The sequence below is a fragment of the Agrobacterium sp. SORGH_AS 787 genome (assembly GCF_030819035.1).
In the GTDB taxonomy this organism is placed as follows: domain Bacteria; phylum Pseudomonadota; class Alphaproteobacteria; order Rhizobiales; family Rhizobiaceae; genus Agrobacterium; species Agrobacterium larrymoorei_B.
In genome coordinates, this window is sequence record NZ_JAUTBG010000001.1 from 941584 (window position 1) to 965412 (window position 23829).

General features: G+C 59.0%; 22 protein-coding genes. 13 read left to right on the forward strand and 9 right to left on the reverse strand.

Going from position 1 to position 23829, the window contains the following annotated elements:
* Nucleotides 1-190 precede the first annotated feature (190 nt).
* On the forward strand, nucleotides 191-910 hold the full coding sequence (locus tag QE435_RS04100; protein ID WP_309769678.1) for an outer membrane beta-barrel protein: 720 nt from the start codon (nucleotides 191-193) through the stop codon (nucleotides 908-910).
* A gap of 97 nt (nucleotides 911-1007) precedes the next feature.
* On the opposite strand, the gene QE435_RS04105 is transcribed toward QE435_RS04100, so the two are convergent.
* Entirely contained in the window at nucleotides 1008-1673 is a 666-nt protein-coding gene (locus QE435_RS04105; RefSeq protein WP_349040343.1) for a GntR family transcriptional regulator, read from the reverse strand.
* Nucleotides 1674-1932: 259 nt separating this feature from the next.
* On the opposite strand from QE435_RS04105, the gene QE435_RS04110 reads away from it, so the two are divergent.
* From QE435_RS04110 to ligD, 10 genes are all read left to right on the forward strand, one after another.
* Nucleotides 1933-3189 (forward strand): NRAMP family divalent metal transporter, encoded by a 1257-nt coding sequence (locus QE435_RS04110; RefSeq protein WP_349040344.1) that lies wholly within the window; start codon nucleotides 1933-1935, stop codon nucleotides 3187-3189.
* Between the two features lie 74 nt (nucleotides 3190-3263).
* Nucleotides 3264-4025: a 5-oxoprolinase subunit PxpA gene (locus QE435_RS04115; RefSeq protein ID WP_349040345.1), complete on the forward strand. Its 762-nt coding sequence runs from the start codon at nucleotides 3264-3266 to the stop codon at nucleotides 4023-4025.
* Between the two features lie 16 nt (nucleotides 4026-4041).
* The gene (locus QE435_RS04120; protein WP_349040346.1) at nucleotides 4042-4848 is read left to right on the forward strand and encodes a putative hydro-lyase; all 807 of its coding nucleotides are present in this window, start codon (nucleotides 4042-4044) and stop codon (nucleotides 4846-4848) included.
* 6 nt (nucleotides 4849-4854) lie between these two features.
* Complete coding sequence (locus QE435_RS04125; protein ID WP_349040347.1) at nucleotides 4855-6447, forward strand: 5-oxoprolinase/urea amidolyase family protein; 1593 nt, start codon at nucleotides 4855-4857, stop codon at nucleotides 6445-6447.
* A 16-nt stretch (nucleotides 6448-6463) separates the two neighbouring features.
* Nucleotides 6464-8191 carry a biotin carboxylase N-terminal domain-containing protein gene (locus tag QE435_RS04130; protein WP_349040348.1) on the forward strand — a complete coding sequence of 576 codons (1728 nt, stop codon included), beginning with the start codon at nucleotides 6464-6466 and terminating at the stop codon, nucleotides 8189-8191.
* Between the two features lie 141 nt (nucleotides 8192-8332).
* Nucleotides 8333-8563 carry a hypothetical protein gene (locus QE435_RS04135; protein ID WP_349040349.1) on the forward strand — a complete coding sequence of 77 codons (231 nt, stop codon included), beginning with the start codon at nucleotides 8333-8335 and terminating at the stop codon, nucleotides 8561-8563.
* 177 nt (nucleotides 8564-8740) lie between these two features.
* Nucleotides 8741-9862 carry a GGDEF domain-containing protein gene (locus QE435_RS04140; protein ID WP_349040350.1) on the forward strand — a complete coding sequence of 374 codons (1122 nt, stop codon included), beginning with the start codon at nucleotides 8741-8743 and terminating at the stop codon, nucleotides 9860-9862.
* Nucleotides 9863-9966: 104 nt separating this feature from the next.
* Complete coding sequence (locus QE435_RS04145) at nucleotides 9967-10221, forward strand: hypothetical protein (RefSeq protein WP_349040351.1); 255 nt, start codon at nucleotides 9967-9969, stop codon at nucleotides 10219-10221.
* Nucleotides 10222-10241: 20 nt separating this feature from the next.
* Nucleotides 10242-11075: a Ku protein gene (locus tag QE435_RS04150; RefSeq protein WP_349040352.1), complete on the forward strand. Its 834-nt coding sequence runs from the start codon at nucleotides 10242-10244 to the stop codon at nucleotides 11073-11075.
* Between the two features lie 3 nt (nucleotides 11076-11078).
* Nucleotides 11079-13574 carry a DNA ligase D gene (ligD, locus tag QE435_RS04155; protein ID WP_349040353.1) on the forward strand — a complete coding sequence of 832 codons (2496 nt, stop codon included), beginning with the start codon at nucleotides 11079-11081 and terminating at the stop codon, nucleotides 13572-13574.
* Nucleotides 13575-13772: 198 nt separating this feature from the next.
* Here ligD and QE435_RS04160 read toward each other — a convergent pair whose 3' ends face one another.
* On the reverse strand, nucleotides 13773-14174 hold the full coding sequence (locus QE435_RS04160) for a nuclear transport factor 2 family protein (protein WP_349040354.1): 402 nt from the start codon (nucleotides 14172-14174) through the stop codon (nucleotides 13773-13775).
* A gap of 478 nt (nucleotides 14175-14652) precedes the next feature.
* Between QE435_RS04160 and QE435_RS04165 the strand changes: the two genes are divergently transcribed.
* Nucleotides 14653-15453 (forward strand): AraC family transcriptional regulator, encoded by an 801-nt coding sequence (locus tag QE435_RS04165; RefSeq protein ID WP_349040355.1) that lies wholly within the window; start codon nucleotides 14653-14655, stop codon nucleotides 15451-15453.
* A 164-nt stretch (nucleotides 15454-15617) separates the two neighbouring features.
* Here the strand turns inward: QE435_RS04165 and QE435_RS04170 are convergent, their stop codons facing one another.
* Nucleotides 15618-16400: a Ku protein gene (locus QE435_RS04170; RefSeq protein WP_349040356.1), complete on the reverse strand. Its 783-nt coding sequence runs from the start codon at nucleotides 16398-16400 to the stop codon at nucleotides 15618-15620.
* 75 nt (nucleotides 16401-16475) lie between these two features.
* On the reverse strand, nucleotides 16476-17144 hold the full coding sequence (locus QE435_RS04175) for a phosphoribosyltransferase (protein ID WP_349040357.1): 669 nt from the start codon (nucleotides 17142-17144) through the stop codon (nucleotides 16476-16478).
* Nucleotides 17145-17293: 149 nt separating this feature from the next.
* On the opposite strand from QE435_RS04175, the gene QE435_RS04180 reads away from it, so the two are divergent.
* Complete coding sequence (locus QE435_RS04180) at nucleotides 17294-18466, forward strand: M20 aminoacylase family protein (protein WP_349040358.1); 1173 nt, start codon at nucleotides 17294-17296, stop codon at nucleotides 18464-18466.
* Nucleotides 18467-18472: 6 nt separating this feature from the next.
* Here QE435_RS04180 and QE435_RS04185 read toward each other — a convergent pair whose 3' ends face one another.
* The 5 genes from QE435_RS04185 to QE435_RS04205 are packed head-to-tail and all read right to left on the reverse strand — an operon-like array spanning nucleotide 18473 to nucleotide 23812.
* Nucleotides 18473-20266 carry an adenine deaminase gene (locus QE435_RS04185; RefSeq protein ID WP_349040359.1) on the reverse strand — a complete coding sequence of 598 codons (1794 nt, stop codon included), beginning with the start codon at nucleotides 20264-20266 and terminating at the stop codon, nucleotides 18473-18475.
* Entirely contained in the window at nucleotides 20263-21189 is a 927-nt protein-coding gene (locus QE435_RS04190) for a nucleoside hydrolase (RefSeq protein WP_349040360.1), read from the reverse strand. The genes QE435_RS04185 and QE435_RS04190 overlap by 4 nt, the downstream gene beginning before the upstream one ends.
* A gap of 1 nt (nucleotide 21190) precedes the next feature.
* Nucleotides 21191-22216 carry an ABC transporter ATP-binding protein gene (locus tag QE435_RS04195; protein ID WP_349040361.1) on the reverse strand — a complete coding sequence of 342 codons (1026 nt, stop codon included), beginning with the start codon at nucleotides 22214-22216 and terminating at the stop codon, nucleotides 21191-21193.
* On the reverse strand, nucleotides 22209-22988 hold the full coding sequence (locus QE435_RS04200; RefSeq protein ID WP_309769696.1) for an ABC transporter permease: 780 nt from the start codon (nucleotides 22986-22988) through the stop codon (nucleotides 22209-22211). The genes QE435_RS04195 and QE435_RS04200 overlap by 8 nt, the downstream gene beginning before the upstream one ends.
* Entirely contained in the window at nucleotides 22985-23812 is an 828-nt protein-coding gene (locus QE435_RS04205; protein ID WP_306928925.1) for an ABC transporter permease, read from the reverse strand. Before QE435_RS04205 ends, QE435_RS04200 begins: the two co-directional genes overlap by 4 nt.
* Nucleotides 23813-23829 lie beyond the last annotated feature (17 nt).

Sequence of the window (23829 nt, forward strand, 5' to 3'; positions counted from 1 at the left end):
ACCACATTATGTCGAAAGCCAGGGTCAACAGGGTTCCGTAACGTCAGCCTCTCCATTCGTTGCCATGTTGCAACGGGATGGTGATTTCAGCTTGCGATCAAGTGCTAAATGAAAGCTGCGGCGTGGACATTGGAAGAGGTCGCAAGCAGTGTCTGGACAACGGCGGGGGCCGATTCAGAAAGGTTTTCTAATGAGAAACGTCTTCAAGCTTGCTGCAGTCATGACAGCGCTTGCTTCCACCACCGCCTACGCGGCTGACCTTGCCGTTCAGACCGAACCTGCCGTTGTTGCCGATCCGGGCGGCTTCTACATCGGTAGCCTGAACAGCCTGACATTCCTGGACGATACCAATTTCTCGACCGCTACGGCTGGCGTGAACACCGATTACGATGTCGGCTACTATAGCGCATTTCGCGCCGGTTATAGCTTCGGGTCCTACGACTTCGTTTCGCCGCGCGTCGAACTCGAAGTCGGTTATGGCCGCTCGGATGTCGACACGCACACTGTGAACGGCGTGGACGCTGCCGGCTCTTTCGGCTCGGCCCGTAACTTCCAGGGCTACGTCAACGGCTACATCGACGTTCCGACAGGCACCGCCTTCACGCCTTACTTCGGCGGTGGCGTGGGTGCGATGAACCTCAAGCTTCGTCGCCAGGGTGCCGATGGCGTTGGCGTCATCATGAATGATAGCGACACCGCTTTCGCATACCATCTGGATGCAGGCGTCGGCATCGAGCTGAACACCATTTCCTTCCTGCGTGACAGCGCTCTGTTCGCCAACACCACTTTCGATATCGGCTATCGTTACACGGGCGCAGACAACTTCGATTTCACCGCAGCAGACGGCACCGTGTCCAGCACGGATTTCAAGAGCCACGCCATCACCGCTGGCTTCCGTCGTCAGTTCTGATCGACGAGCAGTATGCTAAAAAGGGGATCGCGCCACGCGCGGTCCCCTTTTTTGATGAGCGGAAGAGAAGCAGCCGACTCCAGAAAGGACGTCCGCTCTACCGCGCCTTGCCTGAAATCTTTCCAAACGCCTTGAGAAGACCGTTCTCGGAAATCAGCAGATAGTCTTCCATCTTCTCGCTTGCCTCTGCAAACCTGTCCTCTTCGCACAAGGAGACAATCTCGTCATTCATATCGACGAAGGGTGAATGGAGCAGACGCGGGTCCTCGATGAGCGCAAAGCCAAGCCGAAGCTCGGCCGACACCCTTTCATAAAGCTCGCTCAAACGTTCGCTGTCGGCAAGCGCCACGACAGCGGCATGAAACGCCATATTGGCACTTCCCACATCAACCCATAGCTCCTGCTCCCGCTTCAGCTTAGCTTCCTCGACGGCCTGGCGCATGGCCTTGACCGATTCATGCAGGCGCCATGCTTTGCGCAGCGCTCCGCATTCGAGCATGCGCCGCACGCGGTAGATATCCATGATCGATGCCATGGTCGGCGTCTGGACAAAAACGCCACGATTGGTTTCATGCTTGAGCAGGCCTTCCTTCGTCATGATGCGAAAGGCCTCGCGCAGAGAGTTGCGGGACACTTCCAGATGCTCGCTGAAGGCTGCTTCGGATATACGTTGGCCTGGCTTGAGTTCGCCCGAAATCAGCATGAGGCGGATGCGCTTGGCAATCCAGTCGGACAGCGGCATGCTTTCACGTGTGTCTGTCACAGGCTTCCTCGCTTCTTCTTGCGGGGTCTTCAGATAACAAAAGACTGGCGGAATCAAGCAATAGTTTCAACGGCTTTCACCCTGCCTCTGCTCGACTGGAAAAGTAGGCGCCGAACCGCCATTCCGGCCCCGAGAATGCATGCCTGAATGAACAAAACAAAAAAATTGTTGAACAATATTGACATCACAAACAAACCATACATGATGACCTCATAAGCATCCGCGAGGGGCGGGTGACGATAAGAACAGGAAAACTCTCATGCAGCAGACCGAGCAGACGCCCGGCCGCACAAACGCGGCTGCGTTTAACCCGAAGAGCCAGCGCTACGCGCTCCTATCGGCGATGTTCCTAATGTCCATGGCCGCCGTCGGCCCTGGCTTCATCACCCAAACCGCCAATTTCACGGTGAAGCTGGGCGCAGCCTTTGCCTTTGCCATCATCGTTTCCATCATCATCGACTTCGTTGTCCAGGCCAATGTCTGGCGTATCGTCACCGTCACGCAGATGCGTGCTCCGGCGATTGCGAACGCAGCCATTCCAGGCTCGGGATATATTCTGGCAGTCCTCGTCATCATCGGTGGTCTGTTCTTCAATATCGGCAATATTGGCGGTGCCGGTCTTGGCTTCAACGCCATGATCGACCTTGACCCCAAGATCGGCGGTGCCATAGGAGCACTCGTCGCCATCGGCATCTTCCTGTCGCGACGCGCGGGTGTTGCCATGGACCGCGTCGTTTACGTCGCAGCCTTCGTCAAGCTGGCGCTGATCCTCTACGCGGCGATCGTATCCGGCCCTCCAGTGGCTGAAGCCTTCCATCAGACCTTCCTCCCCGACACGATCGATTTCGCCACCATCACCACCATTGTTGGCGGCACGGTCGGCGGCTACATCACCTATGCTGGCGCACACCGCCTTCTCGACAAGGGCACGGTGGGCGTTGAAAATATCGGTGCCGTCAATCGTGCGGCACTGAGCGGCATCGCGATTACCGGCGTTCTTCGCTACATCCTCTTCCTCGCCATTCTCGGTGTCGTCGCAAGCGGCGTCGTCATCGACCTATCCGGCAAGGCGGCTAACCCTGCAGGCCAGGCTTTCCACGCGGCAGCCGGCGATATCGGCTTCCGTCTCTTCGGTGCGGTGTTCCTCGCCTCGGCACTCACCAGCATCATCGGTGCGGCCTATACCTCGGTCTCGTTCCTCACCGCCTTTAAGCCGAACATGACCGAGCGCCAGCGCAACCTTTCGACCGTCGCCTTCATCTGCATTTCGCTGGTGTCCTACATCCTGATCACCACCCCGCCGGCCGCCATGCTCGTCTTCGTCGGCGGATTGAACGGTCTGGTCCTGCCGATCGGCCTTTCCATGCTGCTCTTTGCCGCCTGGAAGCGCCCGGAGCTGATGCGCGGCTACAACTATCCGCGTTGGCTGCTTATCCTCGGCGCGCTGACCTGCTGCCTGACATGGTACATGGCCTACAAGTCGGTCGGCCCGATCTTCGCTCTGCTTGGACTGTAAGAAGCACAGGCAAGCATTTACCGTGGCCACCTGAACGTGGCCACGGAGATCAACCGCTGTAGGAGAAAGACGACATGGCGCATATCGACCTCAATAGCGATCTTGGCGAAAGCTATGGTGCATGGAGCATGGGTGACGACGAAGCGATGCTTTCCATCGTCTCCAGCGCCAATATCGCTTGCGGTTTTCACGCCGGAGATCCGACCGGCATTTACAAGACGGTCAAGGCGGCCGCGGCCAATGGCGTGACCATTGGCGCTCACGTTTCCTATCCTGACCGCGTCGGCTTCGGGCGCCGGGACATGGATGTGACGCCGGAGGATCTGATTGCCGATGTCATCTACCAGATCGGCGCACTGAAGGGCATTGCGGCAGCCGCCGGTACCACGGTGCGCTACGTCAAGCCGCATGGCGCGCTCTACAACCGGATCGCCCATGACGCCAAACAAGGCCAGGCCGTCATCGACGGCATCAAGGCCATCGATCCTTCATTGGTGCTGATGGGACTGGCCAATGCGCCAATCCTTGAACTGGCGCGCAAGTCCGGGCTTTCCGTCGTCGCCGAGGCCTTTGCCGACCGGGCCTATACGCCGGATGGGCAACTGGTGTCCCGCCGCGAGAAGGGAGCCGTGCTACATGATGCGGGTAAAATCGCCGAACGCATGGTGCAACTCGCCCGTCAGGGAACGTTGGAAGCCATTGACGGCAGCGTGATCACTATCGAGGCGCAGTCCATATGCGTTCATGGCGATAGTCCAGGCGCGGTCGATATTGCGCGCGAAATTCGCCGCCGGTTTGAAACGGACGGTATTGCCGTTCGCTCTTTCACCTCTTGAACGATAGGAGCGGTAAATGACCATCCCCGCATCGCACACCGCCAAGAATATAGAGCTTGCCCAGAAAGCACGCGCCAGCTACCGCGCCGGTCTGGTTCAGCCTACCTCCGGTATCGCGCCCGGTTTCACCCAGGCCAATATGATCGTGCTGCCGCGCGACTGGGCCTTCGACTTCCTGCTTTATGCGCAGCGCAATCCAAAGCCCTGCCCTGTGCTGGACGTGTCCGATCCCGGCTCGCCCACCACGCTTCTTGCGCCGGGTGCCGATCTACGAACCGATCTGCCGCTTTACCGCATCTGGCGCGATGGCAAGCTTGCCGAGGAGACGCATGATGCGACCTCGGCCTGGGCCGAGCGCGACGATATGGTCGCCTTCCTGATCGGCTGCAGCTTCACCTTTGAGACGCCGATGGTGGAGGCGGGCATCGAGATCCGTCACATGACGGACAAAAGCAATGTCCCCATGTATCTGACGAACCGCGCCTGCCGTCCGGCTGGACGCCTGAAGGGTAATATGGTGGTGTCCATGCGCCCGATCACCGCATCGCGTGTTGCGGATGCGGCGACGATTTCCGGTCGGTTTCCGGCCGTTCATGGCGCGCCGGTGCATATCGGCATGCCCGAGGAACTCGGCATCGCTGATCTCGCAAAGCCGGATTTCGGCGATCCCGTACGTATCGAGCCCGGCGAAGTTCCGGTTTTCTGGGCGTGCGGCGTAACCCCACAGGCGGCAGTCATGGCATCCGGTGTACCATTTGCCATCACCCACGCACCGGGCCATATGTTCATCACCGACATTCCCGATTCTGCCTATCACGCGTGAGGACAAATGCGCTTTCTCCCCGTCAGTCTCACGACGATTCTTGTCGAACTTGCCGATCTGGACCAAACGCTCGCGCTCTTCGCCTCCCTCGAAAACGACCCAATCGAGGGTATCGAGGAAACTGTCCCGGCCGCACGCACGCTGATGATCCGGTTTCGCCCTGAAAAGATCGACGCACAGGCGCTGGCTGCCGAGCTTTCCCGTCGTGACCTGACGGCAAAGATTCCGCCATCGGACAAGCTGGTTGAAATACCGGTTCATTATGATGGCGAAGACCTAGGCGATGTGGCGACACTGACCGGGCTTAGCGTCGACGAGGTTATCCGTCGCCATACCGAGAGCGAATTTACCGTTGCATTTTGCGGCTTTGCGCCGGGCTTCGGCTATCTGGTCGGTGGCGATCCCGCACTCCATGTTTCCCGGCGACAAAGCCCGCGCACCCGCATCCCCGCTGGCTCCGTGGCGCTGGCTGGCGCTTTCAGCGGTGTCTATCCGCAAAACAGCCCAGGGGGCTGGCAGATCATCGGCACGACGCCCGTCAAGATGTGGGACATCGATCGCGAGCCCGGCGCGCTCTTCCAGCCGGGCTACCGCGTTCGCTTCTTCGACATGGACAAGGCTTCAGGAAAGATCAGCCTGCCAGCCTCCGACGTAAAGCCGCGCGAGGAGCCGTCGCGCGAAGGTCCGCATTTCGAAGTGCTAGCGGCGCCCATGCCGGCCCTCTTTCAGGATCTTGGCCGTTTTGGACAGACCGGACAGGGCGTTTCTGCATCCGGTGCGCTTGATCGCGGCGCTTTCAATGCGGCAAACCGCATCGTCGGCAATCCCCACAACACCCCATGCCTGGAATTGACGCTCGGTGGCTTTTCCTTCCGTGCTGCGAACCGCACCGTTATCGGACTTGCTGGTGCCCCCTGCCCTGTCGCGATCGAAACGGCAGACGGACGTTTCACCAAAGCGGCTTACGCGCCGATCTCGCTTGAGGCCGGCGATATCGTCACGCTTGGACAGCCACCAAAAGGCATGCGCTGTTATCTCGCGGTGCGCGGTGGCTTCGATGTCGAGCCCGTGCTTGGCAGCTTCGCCACCGATACGCTCGCCGTGGTCGGTCCTGAACCGGTCACGGCAGGTCGGATCCTGCCGCTCAAGACCGAAACGAACGGGCCTTCGAGCGTCGCCATCGATGAAGTTCCCGCCTTCGAACCACCGGCCATGGATGAGGTCGTCATACTTGACGTCGTTCTCGGTCCACGCACCGATTGGTTCACGCAAAAGGGTATCGAAACGCTGACCAACCAGCTCTGGCAGGTCACGCCGCAATCCAACCGCGTGGGCATCCGCCTTGCGGGTGAAGTGCCGGTGGAACGGCGCGACAGCGCCGAACTGCCGAGCGAGGGCACCGCAACGGGTGCAATTCAGATTCCCCATAGCGGCCAGCCCGTGCTTTTCCTTGCCGACCATCCGCTGACGGGCGGTTATCCCGTGATCGGGGCGGTTGCGGAATATCATCTCGATCTCGCGGGGCAAATCCCCGTCAATGCCAAAATCCAGTTTCGCCCGATCGGGCCATTCGCCGACATCGCGGCCAAGAGCAAATAATCCGAGGAGAATAGCGATGAAGAAAGTTCTGATTGCCAATCGCGGCGAAATCGCTGTCCGGATTATCCGCGCCTGCCGGGATTATGGACTGCAATCGGTGGCCGTCTATGCCGACCCGGATCAGGATGCAGTATTCGCCCGCATGGCGGATGAAGCCTATGCGCTGGACGGCGTGCGTCCCTCCGAAACCTATCTCGATATCCCCAAGCTCATTGCCATCGCAAAGCGTTCGGATGCAGATGCCATCCACCCCGGCTACGGCTTCCTGTCCGAACGCGCCGAGTTCGCCCAAGCCGTGCTCGATGCCGGACTGACCTGGATCGGTCCCGATCCGCAGGTCATCGAAGCACTGGGAGACAAAGTCGAGGCACGCCGTATCGCGACCAGCGTCGGCGCGCCGCTCGTTGCTGGTAGCGACGGCCCGGTAGAAACCGCGGCGGAAGTCATCGCCTTTGCGGAAGAGCATGGCCTGCCGGTTGCCATCAAGGCTGCCCATGGCGGTGGCGGACGCGGCTTGAAGGTTGCCTGGAAGATGGAAGAGATCGCCGATCTCTACGAGTCCGCCGTCAGAGAAGCGACCGCCGCTTTTGGCCGTGGTGAATGTTTCCTGGAGCGCTTCCTCGACCGACCGCGCCATATCGAAGCGCAGGTTCTGGCCGACAAGCACGGCAACGTGCTGGTGCTGGGTACCCGCGACTGCTCGCTGCAACGCCGTAACCAGAAACTGATCGAAGAGGCCCCTGCCCCTTTCCTCTCGGACGAGCAACGGCAGAAAATCCACGCTGCCGCCAAGGCAATCTGTGCAGCCGCCGGCTATAGCGGTGCGGGCACGGTTGAATTTCTGCTGGGCGTGGATGGGACGATTTCGTTTCTTGAGGTCAATACCCGCCTTCAGGTCGAGCACCCCGTCACCGAGGAAACCACTGGCATCGATCTGGTGATCGAACAGTTCCGCATTGCCGAAGGCAAGACGCTTCGCGTTACGGAGACGCCGGAGCCTCGCGGTCATTCGATGGAGTTCCGTATCAATGCCGAAGATCCCGGCCGCGGCTTCCTGCCAACGCCGGGAACGATCACGCTTTTCGATCCGCCATCCGGCCCCGGCATTCGTCTCGATAGCGGCGTCGTCAGTGGCTCGAGCATTCCTGGCGTATTCGATTCCCTGATGGCGAAGCTGATCGTCACCGGTGAAAGCCGCCAGCAGGTGCTGCAACGCGCCCGCCGTGCGTTGAAGGAATTCCAGATCGAAGGCGTGGCAACGGTCCTGCCTTTCCATCGCGCGGCTCTGGAGACGGGAGACTTTAGCGGGGAGGACGACTTCAAGGTTCACACCCGCTGGATCGAGACCGATTTCGCCGCTATGCCGGATGCGATGGAGCGCCCCGCCCAGGCAGACGACCCATCCATTCACCGCACCTATCTGGAGATCGACGGCAAACGCGTTTCGGTCGGCCTGCCTAGCCTTCTGCTCTCTGCTCTGGGTAGCGTCGGCGGCGGAGCTCCGGCAGCGGAGGCTGGCGCAGCCGCCAAGAAGGAAGGCGAGATCGCCGCGCCTGTCTCTGGCACGCTGCAATCCTTCAAGGTCGAAGATGGCCAGACCGTATCTGAGGGCGATCTGATTGCTGTCATGGAAGCCATGAAAATGGAAACCCAGATCCTTGCCACCAAAGGCGGTACGATCCGTCTTCTGGTCAAGGAAGGCGATTATCTGCAGGCCGGTACCGCATTGATGACGATTGATTGATCGGTCTTTGAGAGCAGACGAGAGCCGCGCATTTCGCCGGTGATGGCGCCCCTGGTTGGGCGTCACCACAGGCTTCAGGGTTTCTACTAACGGAACACACCTGCTGCTTTGAGGTTAGCTCATGAACCAATGGAGGTTCCCATGAGCTCTGAAAAAGACATCAACAAGATCCACGCGGATGCAAAGCCGCAATTTGCACCGGGCAAAAAGACCTCGGACAATAATGGCGTCGCAAGCGCCAAACCCACCTTCATCACCGGTTCCGACGACGCAACGGCCAACAAGCTGCCGCCGGGCAAGAAAAAACCCGACAAGGATTGGGACGTGAATTACGACGAGCGCGACATGAATGAGGGCAATTTTCGAGGGTAACATTTGAGGCTCTGAGCGCCTAACCTCGAGCCTAAAATTTCGTGCCAATAATTGCAGGTCTCCGTCAGATGATCGTGTTCCGCTGCCAACCAATGAAGCCTCTCTTAGAGAGTCGTTTAAGTTTTTCGCATAAACTCTTGCGCTCAACAGGCGCCAGCCGGCGACAAGGGCTGATCGATGCGGAAAAGAGAGCCGGACGACCTCTATAAGGCACTTGTTGCCCAACTGGCCTATACTGTGACCCCGACGACCGTCATGGGTTTCACCCTTGTCGTCATCGGATACTTCGCCGCGACAAGCTTGCACGACACCGGGATTTTTGCCGCCATGGTGTGCGGTGGCCTGGCGTCCTTCGCCAAGGTATGCGTCATGCTGTGTCACCGGCATTGGACCAATACCGGGCGTCCGCCTTCTCTGGCACCGAAAGACTGGGAGCTGGCGCACGCAATTCTGACCTTCCTCGTCGCCGCGTCGGTGGGCGCGATTTCCGCGCTGATATTCCGGTCCTCCGATTTCTCCCTGCACGTTTTGGCGACGGCCCTGCTCTTCGGTTATTCCGCCGGCGTCGCGAGCCGCATGTCCGTTCGCCCCCTCATATCGGCAATCGCAATTAGCATAGCTGCCGTTCCGACAACAATTTCTGCCGCTTTCGCTGGGGACACGGCGCACTGGTTGCTGGCGACGATGTTTGCGGTCTTCCTGCTCGCGGCGATGCAGAGCGTGTGGCATGTCTATCGAACGGCGTCACAGCAGATCCTGTTGCGGCTTGAGATGGAGCGCCTTGCGCGCGTCGACCCTTTGACCGGTCTTGCCAATCGCATCGCACTTCGCGAAGGCTTCGCCCGCAGCCCCCACACGGTGGGTCCCATGATTGCAGTTCACTGTCTAGATCTGGATGGCTTCAAGGCGATCAACGATCGTCTCGGGCATTCCGCTGGAGATGACTTGCTGATCGCCATAGGCGTCCGGCTTCGAGGTCTGATCGTGCCACATGACATTGCCGCTCGCGTTGGCGGCGATGAGTTCGTCGTCGTTCAGACGCAGATTCAAAACACGCAGGATGTCGAGCAAACTGCGCATGACGTATTCCAGTCATTGACGACGCCTTTTGATATTTTCGACGAAGCTGTCCGCGTGGGTGTCAGCCTGGGATACACGGTCCGACCGGCAAAAGATGCGGAGTTCAGCACGATGATACGCCTGGCGGATGCTGCTTCCTATCGGGCAAAGCGCAATGGCGGAGGCGTTGAGAGAGAATTTCCCTCCTTCCATCAAACATCTCCGGTCGCGGCTGACTAAGGCTGAAGCCTGGAATCGTTTGAGCCTCAAACCATCCGACGCGGCCAGAATACCCTCGTCCCGCTCATGGTGGAACTTTCGCGCCAGTCTCGAATTTAAGAAACATGGCACATACTGCGAAAACCACGGATCCACAGCATCAACAGCCCGACATTCGCGACAGGCTGATCGTGGCGCTTTATGCGCAGTTGAAGGCCGAGCGAGAGACGCGTGAGGCGATGGAGTGGGTGGCGCGGCGCGGTGGGCTTTCGCCGGATGTGATGGAAGCCATGGCGTCCGACCCCGTTCCGGTGTTTTCGCAGGAAGATGTCGTCGCCGTCGAGCGGATTATCGATCGTGAGCGTTCCAGTAAAAGTTAGAGCGTAAAAGGAGGCTGGCGATGGCGCCGAGAGCGGTGTGGAGAGGCAGTATCAAATTCGCTGATTTTCAGTGTGATGTCGGACTCTACACAGCCATCTCATCCTCGGAAAAAATCTCCTTCAACATCATCAATCGAAAGACCGGCAACCGCGTCGAGCGACAATATCTGGATAGCGAGACCGGCGACAAGGTCGAACGCGAGCAGCAGGTCAAGGGCTATGAGCTGGAGAATGGCGACCACATCGTCATTGAAGGCGACGAGCTGGCGGAGTTGATGCCGGACGGCAACAAGGTCATTCGGGTTAAAAACTTCCTCGAATGCGACGAGATCGACAAGCTTTATTTCGACAAGCCCTATTATCTTTCACCCTCGACAGACGAAGACCGAGAAGCGCTTTCACTCTTGGCGCGGACACTGAAAGAGCGCCAAGTGGCAGCACTCGCAGAAGCAATTCTCTTTCGTCGCAACAGAATGCTGTTGATCCGGCCCGACGGTGACGCCGTGATCGCCACGACATTGAACTATGATTACGAGGTGCGTTCGCAAGCTGCCGCCTTCAAATCCGTCCCCGACATCGAGTTCGACGACGAGATGCTGGAACTGGCAGGACACATCATCAAGAAGCGAGCCGGCAAGTTTGATCCGTCGCGCTACAGCGACCGCTACAATGATGCGCTGACGGAACTGGTGCAGGCGAAGATCGAAGGCAAGACGATCAAGAAGCGCGAGCCTGAAAAGCGTGACAACGTCATCGACCTGAAGGAGGCCTTGCGCCAGAGCGCTGGTGTCTCCGACAAAAAGGCGGCCAAACCTAAGTCGTCTGGCACCGCCAAACGCAAGAAGGCAAGTTGATCCATGGGCCTTCAAACCTATAACCAGAAGCGCAAGTTCGATAAGACACCGGAGCCGAAGGGCGAAGCGGCGGCGACATCCGGCAACAGTTTCGTGGTGCAGAAACATGATGCGCGGCGGCTGCATTATGATTTCCGCCTGGAAATGGATGGCGTACTGAAAAGCTGGGCCGTGACCAAAGGCCCGAGCCTCGATCCGAATGAGAAACGACTAGCCGTCCATGTCGAGGACCATCCGCTAAGCTATGCCGACTTCGAAGGTATCATTCCCCAAGGCCAATATGGCGGCGGCACTGTCATCGTTTGGGATCGTGGCACGTGGTCTCCCATCGGCGACCCGAAAAAGGCCTATCGCAAGGGTCACATGGAATTCGAACTCGACGGCGAAAAGCTGAAAGGCCGCTGGCATCTGGTCCGGATGAAAGGCAGGCCCGAGGAAAAGCGGGAAAACTGGCTGCTGATCAAGGCACATGACGAGGAAGCCAACGAAACCGTCGATGTGATCGAGGACGCTGCCAACTCCGTCAAGACGGGGCGAAGCATCGAGCAGGTGGCAAAGAACCCTGAAGATACCTGGAACTCAAAAGACGTCTCGTCCAAGCCCAAAAGCGCGAAGACAACCGGCAAGCAGGTGCATGATTTTCCCAAGGAAAGTCGTAAAGCGGCGATGCCCACTTTCATCAAACCGGCCTTGGCGACATTGAAGAACAACGCACCGGAAGGATCGCGTTGGCTGCATGAGGTCAAGTTCGATGGCTATCGACTGCAAGCAAGGATCGAGAAGGGCAAAGTCGTTCTTCTCACCCGCAGCGGCCTGGACTGGACCGAAAAATTTGGAGAGGCCATCAACCAATCGCTTGCCGCACTGCCGGTGGAAGCCGCCATCTTAGACGGCGAACTGGTCGTTGAAAAGGAAAGCGGTGTTTCCGACTTCTCGGCACTTCAGGCCGATCTCAGCGAGGGTCGGCAGGATCGTTTCCGCTATTACGTCTTCGACCTGCTCTATCTCGATGGCCGGGACCTGCAGCAGGCTATACTCGTTGAACGCAAGGCGTTGCTGGAAAAACTGCTGCCCTCCGACGACCCTGTGCTGCGCTACAGCGCCCATTTTCAGGAGGACGGCGAAAAAGTTCTTCAGCATGCCTGCACGCTTGGACTGGAAGGCGTCATATCCAAGGTTGCCAATTCTCCTTACGTCTCCGGTCGCAAGGGGCAGTGGATCAAGTCCAAATGCAGCAGCGGCCAGGAGTTTGTCATCGGTGGCTACACGCTCTCATCGTCATCGGACCAGGCCATCGGCTCTCTGGCACTCGGCGTCTACGAGAATGGCAAGCTTCGGCATGTCGGCCGAGTTGGGACAGGTTTTACCGGCGAGACCGCAGAGATGATCTTCAACAGGCTGAAACCCCTGACACAGACGGAAAGTCCGTTCTCACAGAAGCTGACGGCGCTTGCCCGCCGTGATCTTCACTACGTGAAGCCTGAGCTTGTCGCGGAGGTCGAGTTTCGAGGCTGGTCCGGTGATGGCAATCTCCGCCATGCCTCATTCAAAGGCCTGCGGGAAGACAAGGCGCCCAAGGAGATCAGCCGGGAGGTGGGAGAGGTGGCGAAGCCCGACACAAATGATGCAGCAGAAATGCCGCAAACGAAGATCAAGTTCACCCATCCCGAGCGGGTCTATTGGCCGGATCAGAAGATCACCAAGGCGGATCTTGCGGACTATTATGCACAGGTTTGGGAGCACATCGCACCCTATGTGACAAGCCGCGCGCTTTCCCTGCTGCGTTGCCCGGAAGGGATCGGCGGACAGAAATTCTTCCAGAAGCATCCATGGCGCGGGATGAACAAGGCGATCGGTGCCATCAAGGACCCGAAGGACAGATCCGGCGAGCCCCTGATCGTGATCAACGATTTCGACGGCATGATGGCGCTCGTTCAATCCGCCGTGCTGGAAATACATCCCTGGGGTTCGACCACCAAGGCCTGGGAGAAACCGGACCTGATCACGATGGACCTCGATCCCGGTGAGGACGTCGAGTGGAGCGCTGTCGTCGAAGCCGCGCTCGACCTCAAATCCCGGCTGGAAGCGGCTGGACTTGCCGCCTTCGTCAAGACCTCTGGAGGCAAGGGCCTGCATGTCGTCACGCCACTGGAGCCAAAAGCCGGCTGGGTGAAGGTAAAGAGTTTTGCGAAGAAACTCGCGACAGACATGGGCAAAGATGAGCCGGATAAATATCTGGCTGTCGCAACCAAGGCCAAGCGCAATGGTCGCATCTTTGTCGATTATTTGCGCAATGGGCGCGGAAGCACGGCTGTCGCGCCCTACTCCACCCGCGCCAGAGACGGCGCGACTGTTTCCATGCCGCTCGAATGGTCGGAATTGTCCAAGATAAAAGGTCCGGCGGAGTTCACGGTGAAGAACACACCAGCGCATGTGAAGGCGAGGAAGTCCGACCCATGGGCGGACTTCTGGACATCCGCCAAGCCGCTTCCCGGCTGAGGGGCGTGGCGCGCCGAGGCCCGTTCCAACGCGTCGCACGACACCCTCTTTCGGATTGTCTATCTTAGATACCAGCGCTCGCGGGGCCATTTCGTCGGCTTTAGAAGCTCATGCGTGCCGCTTATTCTTCGGCTTCGCCCGCACGCATTTGCTTCTTGTTTGCCTCAGGTACCGATCAATAATTCTGCAAGGCAAGCGTTACGCGTGGAGCGCGCGTTGAACGACAACTGTGTCGGTGTGTTGCACGAACTTCACAAACTTGTGGTCCCGCACTGTCCAAACATGCACAAACGGGGCGCGGAAGCTTTTGTTCGTTGCTTTGTATGTCCCGCTGTAATGACCGAGCGCTACGACCGTGTCTCCTTCAGCGACGAATTGCTCTGGAATGGCCTGGTAACCCTCCCATTCCGTCGCGAGCTTGACGAAAACGGCCTCGACGACAGCGTCGGGACCGATGAAGGTCCCAGCATAGGGATAGCCCTCGGCCTCCGTCCACTCAATGTCCGCCGCCATTGTAGAAAGCACTGCCGGCAGGTCGCCGGTGGCAAAGCCTGAATAGAGACGCTCGGCAAGGGCACGATTTTGTTCGATATCGCTCATGTTCGTTCCTGAAAAACTGGGCTGTGGAAATAGTTGTTGTTGAAAAATGCTTCGGGTGTGCATCGTAACGCTTTAGGTCAAAGGTCGCTTCCGATCACGACGCCCCTCTGCTCAGTGCCAAGCGACATCTGTTCATTCAACCGCTTCATCGCGGCGCGGGCGAATTGTACGCTTATTTCTGCAATGATGAGATGTTTTGCCCGGTAAAGGGTGCTACCGTCTTTGCATGAAGCCGCTTCAAGCACCCATCAGCAGACTTGAGCTCGACCTGCACGGAATGTCTCCGGCAGAGCGTGTCGCTCTTTGGAAGGACACGATGCGAGCCGGCGGTGATGTCGAGATCATGGATGAAGGGAGCTTTACGGGAGCATTTGAGACTCGAGCTCTTGGGGACTTGCGTTGGACGCGGACCAGTTCGAGAACGTTTCGCTTCTCGCGAGGGAAGGATCGGACACAGAAAGTTCCGGTCGAGCATGTCATGGTCAATGTCGTGGCGCGCGGTCGCGTTCATGGTCGCATCGGCAGGAGAACCATATCGCTCGCCGCTGGCGATGTCGTCTTTTCTCGGCTCTCCAACCCGATGGATCTGATCGTCGAGGAGGCGACATGGCTGGCGCTCATCATCCCTATGAGCCTTCTTTCCATTGGGCTAAACTGGTCACCGCGCTTCGATGGATGCGTCTTCGGTACCGGTACGGCTCAGGCCACGATGCTCGGCGCTCTGCTGAATTCGCTGGACCAGATCGGCGAGACGCTGGAGGCGGCGGAGATCACCTGTCTGACCCAGGCCTCGATTGCAATCATCACCTCATGCCTTGGCCAGGCTCTGCCCTTCACCCGCACGTCAAAAAAAGACGTGACAGACCTACAGCCCTCCATCCGCCGATACATTGCCGACCACTTATCCGAATTTGACCTCGGACAAGAACGGCTCTGCCATGCATTCGGCCTCTCGCGAGCGCAGCTCTATCGTTCCATGAGGGGAACCAGCGATATCGCCAAGACGATCCGGCGGTTGCGATTATTTGCCATTCGCCGCGATATCCTCTCCGAGGAGTGTCAGGGCGAAACAATCCCCGCAATCGCAAAACGATGGGGATTGAGTGACGAACGAAACTTCCGGCGTGCCTTCGTCAACGAGTTCGGCTATCCGCCCTCTCGCTTGCGCAACTGGGGCAACAGTCTTGTTGACAGGGTCGGAGAAGGCACTCGCCTCGGCTTCGACTTGGAACAGTGGATGCTGGGAGGCCAGCCAGAGATGGATATCAAGGCATCTTAGCGTGAATTTCAGGAACGCGACCCGTTGCCGGATTGTAAGCGATCGATAGCATGGGCCCAGAAATCGAAACCGATTTTCGCAAAACACGATGCCAGACGTCAGTAAGATAGAGCGTTCTTTGTCCGTCCAACAGGAGGCACCGCGCTTCAGTGCCGCGATCGTGCTTAGGATTGCAGGCTCTTTTTCAGCGCATCCATGATGTTGATGACATTGCCGCCCTGCTTTACCGCAGCGGGCTGCTTCTTGCTCTTGGACTTCGGCGCTTCCTTTGCTTTTGTCTTCAGTAGCTTCTGAACTTTTTTCTGCACCGTATCTTGGACCAGCGACGGCTTCCAATTCGTCAACTGCTTGTCGATCTGCTTGTCCAGCGCCTCTTGCAGTTCCTGATCGACCTTCGTCTTTTGATCGATCGTATCGACAGCATCGCGTACCTCGTCGCCATAATGCAGCGTCCAGAGGATGATGCCTTTGCCGGAGGGCTCCAGCAGCACGGCGTGTTCGCGGCGATAGAGCACCAGCCGCGCAATGCCGACGACCTTGCTGGCCTTCATCGCTTCGCGAATGACGCTGAAGGCTTCAGCGCCGATCTTGTCCTCAGGTTTTAGAAAATGCGGCCGATCGTACCAGATCCAGTCGATGGAACCTGCGGGAACGAAGGTCTGGATATCGATGGTTCTGGTGCTTTCCAGAGCGACGGCGTCGATCTCGTCTTCCTCCAGAAGTACAAAGTCGCCGTCTTCCTTCGGAAAGCCCTTCACCTGATTTCTATCCGCAACCGGACGATGGGTGACGCTGTCCACGTAGCGGCTTTCGACGCGATTGCCGGTCTCCCGATTGATGACGTGAAAGCGGATCTTACCGCTCTGGGAAATGGCAGGCGTGAGCGACACCTTTGCCGTGACCAGCGAGAGCCTCAGATGACCCTTCCAGAATGTCTGTCTCGGCATGGAAACTCCTTGAGGTGTGAGGCTCGGTTGCAGCAACCTCATCTAATCCTCTGAGGCGAGCTGAAGTTCCCAAGCTCAGATCCAGCCATCTCCATTTTTGCGCAGCAAGGGTGTGGAGAAGGCCGCACGCACACGCGTCGGCCATCTGGGGTCCAGCTCTTCCAACGCGTCGCGCCAGCGTTCCGATTGCAGCATCGCCGCACCGATGACCACTGGCTCTATGCCGGAGGCTTGGAGCAGGGAGAGCCCGGCAACGATCGAAGTACCGCTGGAAATAACATCATCGATGAGCGCCACGCGCTGCCCTTGCAGAAGCGGCAACATGCGCGGATCGATATAAAGCCGCTTTTCCTGCTTCGTGGTGATGGACGACATCGGCACTGACAGCTCATCCAGATACCAGAATTTTCGGGACGTCCCGAGCGGCACATAGCGCGAGTAACCGAGGCGGCGGGCCACTTCACTCGCGAGCGTCAGTCCAAGTGTTGGCAGTCCGACCACCACATCCGGCTCAAAGGAAATCAGCTTGGCCGCCAGATCGTCTGCCAGAGCACCCAGCACCTCGAATGAGGCTTGGTTGATAATCAACGACGCCAACGCGTGCTCGCCATCTGCAAGCGGACGGATCGGCAGACGAAGCTGACGCCCATCATCCAGCGTGACCGGGTAAAAGCCGACCTTGGTCCCTTGCTCGGGAAAGCTGCCGGGCCCATGCAGATTTTGCCAGAACTCGTGAGGCTTCATCGCGCGTCCTTCCTCATCACTGTTTTTCGAACCATCGTCGAATTCCTGTTCAATGCCCTATTAAATCCAAAGCGCTTTTGCACTAGAAATGACGTCAATAGATGAGCCGTGCCCACGGCTTCCATGCAGATATCCCAAGGACTACCTTTATGACCGCCTCGACCATGACCGCCGACGAGTTTTCCTTTCTGACGGCGCTGCGTCGCGATCTGCATGCGCATCCGGAGCTCGGGTTCGAGGAAGAACGCACCAGCCAGATCGTCGCTTCTCTTCTGGAGGAGGCGGGCATCACCGTCCATCGTGGCCTCGGGGTCACAGGAATCGTTGGAACGCTTCAAGTGGGAAACGGCACACGCAGCATCGGGCTGCGAGCGGATATGGATGCGCTCGCCATGCCGGAACTGGCGGAGAGGCCTTATAAGTCGATCATACCGGGAAAGATGCATGCCTGTGGCCATGACGGCCACACCGTCATGCTGCTGGGTGCTGCCCGGGCACTTGCCAATGCCAGAAACTTTTCCGGCACCGTGCACTTCATTTTTCAGCCCGCGGAAGAGGGCCGTGGCGGGGCAAAGAAGATGGTCGAAGACGGGCTCTTCGAGCGTTTCCCCTGCGATGCGGTTTACGGTCTCCATAATATGCCGGGTCTCGATACGGACGAAATGGCTGTGGTGGAAGGACCGCAGCTTGCCTCTTCCGATAGCTGGCGGGTTATTTTCAAGGGCGTCGGTACCCATGGGGCAAAGCCGCATCTTGGTCGCGATCCGATCACCGCTTCGGCAAGCTTTCTCTCCTCGCTGCAAAGCATCGTCGGACGCGTCATCGATCCGCTGCAACCCGCCGTCGTCAGTGCCTGTTCGCTTCAGGCGGGAGACCCGAACGCCCTGAATGTCATTCCGGATCTCGTGCATATTGGAGGGACAGCGCGGGCCTACGCCCCGCATGTGCGGGATCAGTTGGAGGAAGAAATCGGCCGTCTGGCAAAGGGTACGGCGTCGATGTTCGGGATCGAGTCGCGTTACGAATTCATCCGCCGTATCCCGCCAGTCGTCAACAATGCCGATGCGACAGAGCGGGCGCTGAAGGCGGCGCGCGGTGTCTTTGGCACGAAAGTCCGGACGGCCTTTCCGCCTTCCACCGCTGGCGACGACTTCGCCTTCTTTGCCGGCGAAGCACCCGGCTGCTATGTCTGGCTGGGCAACGGCCCTGCGGTGGACGGGGCGCTGCACCACAACACCTCCTATGACTTCAACGATGACGCGATTGCCTCCGGCGTTGCCTTCTGGAAGACGCTGGTGGAGCACGAACTGTCGGCGGAATAGCCCCGCTTAGGCGAGAACCTCAAGCACCGGCGTTTCCAGCACCTTGTCCGTCAGCACATCGGCGATGCCCATGTCGGTCTGGTGTGGGCCGATGTTGCAGGCAAGCGTGGCGCCGAAGCAGGCCTTGAAGACGAGGTAGGGCGGCTGCCATGCCACGACCTTGCTCACCGCCTCGCGCACCGCTTCGAAGCCTGTCGCCACCTCTGTCAGTGACGCATCGGATACGAGGCCGGACAGCGGGAGGGGCAACAGGGCTGTGACTTTTCCGCCTGAGGCTACGGCCATTCCGCCGCCAGCCTTGATCACCGCGTTGGCGGCGAGCGCCATATCCGCCTCGTTGCCGCCGAAGACGGTCAGGTTGTGACTATCGTGAGAGACGGTTGTGGCGAAGGCGCCCTTCCACGATCCCCAACTGGTCAGAAATCCGGTTCGGGTAATGGCATCCGCCTTGCCGTGCCGATGCGTCACCGAGATCATCGTCGTTCCGTCAGGAGGCACGACAAAACCGTCGACCACGTCGGCCTCGATTTCTCCCCACTGTGTGAAGCGGGGCCTGTCGATGGTGGCGAGCCGCACGCGTTTGCCGCTGCTTTTCACCCGGAAATCCTCGGACGAGCGGAGCGGCAGCTTCATGGAGTCTCTCAAAGGCGCTGCGTCGATTTCAGGAAGCTCCACGATCATTCGGCCTTGTTCGGCAACGGGCGTTCCACTGACCAAAACATGGCGGGCGGAGAACTGCGCAAGATCGTCGAAAACCACGATATCCGCCCTTCGACCGGCAGCAATCAGGCCGAGATCATTGCGCTGAAGGCGTGCTGCTGCGTTTAAGGTCGCGGCCTGCAATGCCCATTGCGGACGAAGGCCATAGCGCACCAGCCGGCGCACCACATCGTCCAACCCGCCACCCTTCAGCAGATCGTCGGGGAAGACGTCATCGGTGCAAAGCGTTAGTGTCGGCGGCAGATGGCCGAGCCTGTTCAACGCATTGACGAATTCCGGCAGCAGATGATCGTGGGAGCCCCGTAGCTCAATGGTCAACCCGGCGCGCAGTTTCGCCATCAGGTCTTCCGCCGAGGTCAGTTCGTGGTCGGAGGTGACACCGGCTGCCATAAACGCGTTGAGATCGCTACCTTCCAGCCCACGCGCATGTCCGCAGATAAGCTTATCCGCATGCAGTCCTTCCTGGAGAATGGCGCTCATGCGCGGGTCGCGTTCGATCACGCCGCGCATATTCATGACTTCGGCAACACCGCCAACTTCCGGCCAGAAGAGGATTTCGGCAAGCACCGTCGCATCGAAATCAGCACCCGCCCGTTCAAGCCCCGGCGCCGACGGTACGCAGGAAGGCGCAAGCAAGATCGTCCGAAGTGGTAGATTGCGACTTGCCCGCGATGCCCAGGACATACCCTCAAGGCCATGGACATTGGCAAACTCATGCGGATCCCAGACGACGGTGGTCACACCCTTCGCGACGACTGCGGCGGCATAGGAAGCAGGCGTGACCATGGAGCTTTCGATATGCATATGCGTATCGATCAATCCCGGCGCGACATAGCCGCCTGTGGCGTCCAGCACCTGCGCGGCATCCTGTCTTGAGCCGGTGGGGTGGACGCTTGCGATCAGTGGGCCGACGAGTCCGATATCGGCAGGACGCAGTTCGCCCGTCACCACATCCACCAAGGTGCCGCCGGAAATCAGGACGTCGAACGGGGCATCGCTTCTCGCAGCAGCGACGGCGCGCGTGCGAAGCGCGGCATCGTTCATCCCGTCACGATCGGCAATGATCGGCTTTTCGCTCATCGGCTTGCCTCTTCTGCGAGCGCGCCAAGGATGATCTTGCGCGCGTGTTCAGCATCGACGCTCTCGGCATAATGGGCATTGAAGTGCTCGGCATGGGCAAGCCGCGCTTCCACGACCGTTCGCCCGCGCGTGAGACCGCCCCGCAGTTCGACATCGATGCGCGCCGGTTTCCATGTGACGCTCTCAGGATCAACGACGGCAACCGCCGCGCAAGGATCGTAAAGCGCCATCGCGTCGCGTCCTCGGCTGACGGCAATGTTGATGAAGCCTTCCAGCATATCGGCCACCAGCGCCGCGTTCTTGCCGCCCGCCTGACGAATGGGCGCCACATCCGCGAGAGAGGCGGTGACTTTGCGGCAGAAGTCGAGATCGACCATGCGCAGCGGAAGCCCATGAGCAAGGACGATGGCCGCGGCTTCAGGATCGGCGAAGGCGTTGAATTCAGCAGAGGCCGTGTGATTGCCAAGCGTGACGCCGCCGCCCATCCAGGTCAGCTCGGTGATGCGACCGGCAAGATCGGGTCGGGCGAGGCAGAGAGCCGCAATATTGGTGAGAGGACCAAGTGCGAGAATTTTCTTTTCCCCTACCCCATCCGCCAACCACCGGCAGAGGGCCTCGAAGGCATCCGACGGGGGCAGATCGCTCGATGCCGGAAGCATTGCTCCCACCGTTGGTATACCCGTTTCACCCAGGATGCGTTGCGCAGTCTCGATCTCCCCGAGCACCGGGCTTGCCCGCCCGGCATGGATCGGAAAGCGCCATGAGAAGGCCAAGGCCGCACCCGCAGCATTGTTTTTCACCTGATCGAGCGGCGCATTGCCGAAGACCAGAGAGACGCCATCGATGACCTGACCGGACGCTACCACCACCAGAATGGCAGCGATATCGTCGAAACCCATATCGGTATCGATCCATAGCCCCATCTTAGCTGAACACCTTAAGAGATGCTGCCTTTTCGACGGGCAGATCGAAGGGCAGCGTGGCGCCGATCTCGTAGGACGGCAGGCTCGCATCCACCTCGGCCTTGATGGCGCCAAGCGCGCTGTCGAGCAGATATTCCCGCGTGTTGCCCGCAAAAGACGTGCCGCGCACGGTCCCCTCGAAAGGACCTGAACCGAGGGTTACCATGCGCGGCCTCCATGCCAGTCCCGCCGTACTCGGAACCTGGCCAGAAAGCGTTATGCGTCCTGCCTCCGTCTTCAGCTCTGCACCGTCCAGACGGAAGATGTTTTCAAAGCCGACAAAGTCGGCGACGAAGGCGGAGACAGGCGCATTATAAATCTCTTCCGGCGTACCGATCTGCTCAATCGCACCGTTTTTCATCACAACGATGCGATCAGCCAGCGCCAAGGCTTCGACCTGATCATGGGTGACAAAGATCATCGTCACACCGGTCGCCTTCTGCACCCGCTGCAACTCGGTGCGCATCTCCAGCCGGAGCCGGGCGTCGAGGTTGGAGAGAGGCTCATCGAGCAGAAGAACCTTGGGGTCCATGACCATGGAGCGCGCAAGCGCCACGCGCTGCTGCTGACCACCGGAAAGTTCTGCGGGCTTGCGCGAGGCGAAGGTGGAGAGACCGACGGATTTAAGACCGGATGCCACTTTTGCATCGAGCTCTGCGCCGGTTATGCCCTTGAGCCGCAGACCGAAGGCAACGTTTTCATAGACTGTCAAATGCGGAAAGAGCGCATAGGACTGGAAGACGAGACCAACGGCACGCTTGTTGGCGGAGACACGAGTGATATCGGCACCATCCAGATCGATACGGCCGCCTGCAATCGGCATCAGCCCGGCAATGGCACGCATCGTCGTGGTCTTGCCGCAGCCGGACGGTCCGAGCAGCGCGAGAAGCTCGCCTTTACGGATATCGAGGTTGAGCTTGTCGACGGCCATGGTGGCACCATAGGCGAGCGAAAGATTTTGAAGAGACAGATACTGAGCGTCAGACATAGCGGGAGAACCCCAGGAAACGTTCGGCCATGAAAACAATGCCGATGGAAAGGAAAGCAAGAAGCGAGGACAGTGCGGCGACGGACGGATCGAAGACGATTTCCATATAGCCCAACATATCGATCGGCAGCGTGCGAACGCCAGGGCCTGACAGGAAGAGCGAGACGGGCACCTGATTGAAGCTGGTGACGAAGCCGAGAATGAAGGCCGACAGGATGCCGCCGCGAATATTCGGCAATACGACCCGGAAGAAGGCACCAAGCCGTGACGAGCCGAGCAGCACCGCCGCCTCCTCGATATCCGAGCGCAGATTGGTGAGGCTCGCCGAGACCACACGCACCGCATAGGGCAGGATCAGCGCTGTGTGCGCGAGGAAGAGTGCCAGCGTGATGCCGATGCCGAAGGGAACGACGAAGTAGCGAAGCAGCGCCAGACCGACAATGATGCCGGGCACGATGATCGGTGCTGAAACAATGGTGCGGATCGTTTCGGAAAACGGCAGCTTGTAGCGCGACATCGCGTAAGCAGCGGGTATGCCCAGCAGCAGGGCTGCGAAGGTGCCGCCGATGGCAAGGAACATCGACATGGCGAAGCTGTCACGGAAGCTTTCGACCGTGAAGACCTTGGCGATCCATTTCAGCGAAAAGCCCTGTGGGGGGAAAGCGAGCGTGTCGCCCGCCGAAAACGAGGCGGCGACGATGATCAAAAACGGTCCGATCAGAAAGCCGATAACCAGCATCAGCGTCAGGGGAATGAAGAGATTGCGGGTCATTTCCTGTTCCTTGCCGTTGCGATGCGCTTGAGCAGGATATTGGCCGCAAAGCTCATGACGATCAGAATGAAGGCGATGACGCTTGCAGCAACGAAATTGTTGGACACCGTCACCTGCTGATAGAGCAGCGTTTCCAGCATCAGCACCTTGGAGCCGCCGAGAATGGCGGGCGTGATATAAGCGGTGAGCGAGCCGGTGAAGACCAGCGTGCCACCGACGACGAGGCCTTCCTTCGTTAGGGGAATGATGACCTTCCAGAAGACCTGGAACCAGTTTGCACCCAGAACGCGCGAGGCAGCCACCACATCGCGCGGCATGTTTTCCAGCGCGCTGATCAGCGAAATGATCATCAAGGGCAGAAAGAGCTGCAACAGGCCGATAAAAACGGCTGTTTCGCTGAAGAGAATTCGGATCGGGCTATCCGTCAGCCCAAGAAACGTCAGCGCTTCATTGACGATACCGGTACGGCCCAGAATGACGATCCACGCATAGGTGCGCGCCACAGGCGAAATCATCAGCGGCAGGATGACCAGATTGATCATGTGCCCCTTGGAGCCCGGCGGTAGACTGACGATGGCGAAGGCTGCGGCGTAACCGATGACGGCGGAAACGACCGTAACCAGCGCACCGAGCTTCAGGGTGCGCAAAAACACCGCCTGGTTCAGCGGGTCGGAAAAGAAGGTCGTGTAAGCCTGCAGCGTCCACCCGTCGGCGGTGCGAAAGCCTTCCGAGAGGAGGATGAAGACCGGCACGAGAAAGACCGCCGCCGCGAAGATTGCGGCGGGCAAGGCGAGCGCCAGAGCCTCGGTCCGATTTTGAAACATGGCGGTCTATCCTTCGA